The sequence below is a fragment of the Acinetobacter sp. UBA3132 genome, assembly GCF_002364825.1.
Classification (GTDB): Bacteria; Pseudomonadota; Gammaproteobacteria; order Pseudomonadales; family Moraxellaceae; genus Acinetobacter; species Acinetobacter schindleri.
Map to the genome: position 1 here is coordinate 1 of NZ_DEZM01000131.1, position 3549 is coordinate 3549.

Annotated in this window: 4 protein-coding genes; 1 reads left to right on the forward strand and 3 read right to left on the reverse strand. The window is 43.3% G+C overall.

The window, feature by feature from the left end; translation table 11 throughout:
• Positions 1 to 1077: catalase (locus B4033_RS06810; protein WP_286832820.1), on the reverse strand; the 1077-nt coding region annotated here is incomplete at its 3' end.
• A 223-nt stretch (positions 1078 to 1300) separates the two neighbouring features.
• Between B4033_RS06810 and dtd the strand changes: the two genes are divergently transcribed.
• On the forward strand, positions 1301 to 1741 hold the full coding sequence (gene dtd / locus B4033_RS06815) for a D-aminoacyl-tRNA deacylase (RefSeq protein ID WP_008305853.1): 441 nt from the start codon (positions 1301 to 1303) through the stop codon (positions 1739 to 1741).
• Positions 1742 to 2061: 320 nt separating this feature from the next.
• On the opposite strand, the gene B4033_RS06820 is transcribed toward dtd, so the two are convergent.
• A complete protein-coding gene (locus tag B4033_RS06820; protein WP_286832815.1) occupies positions 2062 to 2541 on the reverse strand; it encodes an SCP-2 sterol transfer family protein in 480 nt (159 codons plus the stop codon).
• Between the two features lie 143 nt (positions 2542 to 2684).
• Entirely contained in the window at positions 2685 to 3020 is a 336-nt protein-coding gene (gene aciT, locus B4033_RS06825) for a ciprofloxacin tolerance protein AciT (protein ID WP_004890907.1), read from the reverse strand.
• Positions 3021 to 3549 lie beyond the last annotated feature (529 nt).

Sequence of the window (3549 nt, forward strand, 5' to 3'; positions counted from 1 at the left end):
ACGGTACATTTGGGTATCTGAGTAAGAGAAGATACGGCCTTGCAGCAGACGGTCTTCTGATGGCTCGATCCCTGGTACCAGGTTACCTGGCGCAAATGCAGCCTGTTCAGTTTCATTAAAGAAGTTCTTCGGCATACGGTTCAACGTCAATGTACCGACTTTTACTTCTGGAACCAGGTTTGTTGGCCAGATTTTGGTTGGATCTAGCGGGTCGAAATCGAAGCTATTCAGATCTTTAGGATCAAGCACCTGAATATACAGATCCCATTTCGGGAAATTACCTGCATAAATGTTGTTATAAAGATCGTTGGTCAAGTGGTTGAAATCTTTACCTTGCTGCTCAGCCGCTTCTTTGACGTTCAGGCCCTTCACACCCTGTTTAGAGCGGAAGTTGAATTTCACATACTTGTATTCGCCTTTGTCGTTATACAGTTTGTAGGCATGTACACCGAAACCGTCCTGTTCGCGGTAGCTGGTTGGGACACCTTGCTTGCCATAAACATAAGTCAGCATATTGGTCGCCCAAGGCTGGCTAGACAGGAAATCAAACACGCGGTTGGCATCTTGTACGTTGGTGACCGGGCTTGGTTTCATCGCGTGGATGAAGTCCGGGAACTTGATTGCATCACGGATAAAGAAGACTGGCGTCTGGTTACCGACCAAGTCCCAGTTACCTTCCTGAGTATAGAATTTGATAGCGAAACCATGAGGGTCACGTAGGGTTTCTGGTGAACCTTTACCATGAATGACGGTAGACATACGCACAAAAACTGGAGTTTTGGTACCGGCCTTGAATAAAGAAGCAATTGTTAAATCAGACAGATCTTTCGTAGTAACGAATTCACCATAAGCACCTGTACCACGTGCGTGAACCACACGTTCAGGAATACGCTCACGGCCAAAACGTTGCAGTTTTTGAACCAGTTGCACATCTTGTAGCAAAGTTGGACCTTGTGGACCCGCAGTGATCGAGTTCTGGTTGTCGCCGACTGGTGCCCCGTTATCTTTGGTTAATGGCGCAGCTTGTGCAGCTGTCACCGTTGCAAGCATTGCAACAAGTAATGAACGCTTAAACATTTCTAAATCTCTCAATTTAATACCTTTCCTGCATGCAGCTAAGATACGTGAGAGTAAAAAATAGATAAAACGGATAATTTTTATGATTACGATCGTGTTTTTAGATAATTTAAAATATTATCAAATATAGACAATAGATTAGAATACATTTTAAGCAGAGCTAATCTGCAGACTTACTGCGGTTCTTGTACAATGCACATAATTTTCAGTTTTTGAGTCAAATATGCGCGCATTATTACAGCGAGTGCTAGAAGCCAAAGTCGTTGTTGAGGGTGAAACAACCGGAGAAATTCAGCATGGTATCTTGGTCTTTTTAGGGATTGGCAAGGAAGATACCTTAGAAAAAGGCCAGAAACTGATTGATAAAATCCTAAAATACCGTTTCTTTGATGATGAACAGGGAAAAATGGGCTGGAACGTTGCCCAGGCGGGCGGTGGTTTATTGCTGGTTTCACAGTTTACCCTGATGGCCCAAACCCAAAAAGGTTTACGTCCTGACTTCGGTCCGGCCATGCCACCGGCTGAGGCCAAAGCGCTGTATGAGCAGCTGGTGGAGTATGCTCAAAGCCAGTTCGATCATGTACAAACTGGTATTTTTGCTGCCGACATGAAAGTGCATCTGGTCAATGACGGACCGGTGACGTTTAATTTAGAAGTTGAATAATAAGCTCTCAGATACTTTTTTCTCGAAATTTTTTCTTTATAAACTATTCTTTTAGATCAGTCCTTATTACTTTGGTTTTGCCCGAATGAGAAGTGGAGCTTCACAAGGGAGGCATCTTGCGGAGCAATGCTCCTCACCGCAGAACTCGTCAGATCTTATCAATGAATATATATCTCGCAGAAACAATCTTTCTTAAATCTAGTCTTGCCTGAAACAGTTGCTGATGACGTTTCACGTGTCCAATAGTTTCTAAGCTCGAAAAAAATGCTAACCAATTATTTAATTGACTAGCATTCCAGATCTTTTAAAAAATTTAAATCTTATTTACCCGTTTTCTCTTTGATGAACTGACGTACCAGCTTCACTTTTTCTTTCACCGGTTTTGGCAATTTTGGTGGAAGCATTTTCGCCACCTGGTTAAACCAGACCAGCAAGCCAAAGTCACCTTCCATTTTGATAGTGCCATTTTGCATACCCGTCATAAATGCGGTCGGGTCACCTTTCATCAGCGTTTTAACGCCCTGCTCGCTGTCTGCAAACTGCAACACAAAATCTGCCGGCTCAGCATTCCCTGATACAGTATCAATATCACCGTTATTGACAACAATCTGGCGCGCCAGACCTTCATCTGTACCGATCTGGATACGGAACTGACGCTCATGGACCAATTCAATAAATTTTGGACTGGTACGTGCCAACTGCTTCATACGCAAAGCCAAGCCTGCAACCAGTAAATCAAGCGGGTCGGTACTGAGATCGACCAAAGGAAGTTTCAGGACAGGAATTGACGACAGTTTCATGAGTTATGCCTATTGTAATTGTACGAAAATTGATAGTTATCCTAGCATAAATTACAAGGAGGTTAAGCATGCAGTTTGTAGATGATCGTTAACAAAAAATGCACCCTAAGGTGCATTTGTTTTTATTGTTTTTAATAGCGCAATTATCGGCTGGATAACTGCTGCTGGTCATCTTCATAAACAGGTGTATGTTCGATGCAGCGGCGCTTGGCCAGTGCACGCTCAGCACGACGATCTTCACGTAGCAACAGTAGAGTTACTATGACCATCACGCTCGATAACGCCGCTAAATAACCATAGGTCATTGGCAGTTCAAATAGTGTCTGTGTTCCCAGGCGAATGACTTCAATCAGCCCCCAGGTAAACATTCCAGCCACCATAAAACTTAACCAGCGACGATACGGCGAGAAGAACACAACAAGTACAGCAGCGGCTACCAGACTAAAGCCCACAATTGTTGCTAAATTCGCTGTTACCATAAAATCCCCTCCGTCCAACCCCAGATCATGCAAGTAATGCAGCGGCTCTCATGGTTGAATGTCGTAAAACCCACTTCGTGGAATATATTGATTTGTCTATCTATGCCAGCATTATGATGAGTTTTTTGACTAAAAAAAGTCCTTTATTTCTGTTCAACGACATATTCTGTCGCGATATTATTTTGTCATTACATTTTTTATTTTTAGAGTTTTTCCGAAACATTTGCCCCATCGATGCTGGCGTGTCATTACAAAATAAACGCCGTTTTTCTGCACTGAAAAAATTATTTTTCCGTTTAAGATGATCGGTATATTTCTATACAGTTCCCTCTACTACTCTTCAGCGCGTGATCAATCAGCATAAAAAAACGCGGCCATTTGACCGCGTTTCTATCTTAAAAATCGCTAATCTCAGGCACGGCTGAGGTCTTTATCATGCACACCAAGCAGGTACAGCACGCCATCCAGACCGACACTGGAAATCGCCTGATTGGCATTCTGACGGACCAGTGGCTTGGCACGGAATGCG

Bases quoted from the DNA above. Each gene is read 5' to 3' on its own strand.
- dtd (WP_008305853.1), top strand. From the start codon at position 1,301: ATGCGCGCATTATTACAGCGAGTGCTAGAAGCCAAAGTCGTTGTTGAG.
- B4033_RS06820 (WP_286832815.1), bottom strand. From the start codon at position 2,541: ATGAAACTGTCGTCAATTCCTGTCCTGAAACTTCCTTTGGTCGATCTC.
- aciT (WP_004890907.1), bottom strand. From the start codon at position 3,020: ATGGTAACAGCGAATTTAGCAACAATTGTGGGCTTTAGTCTGGTAGCC.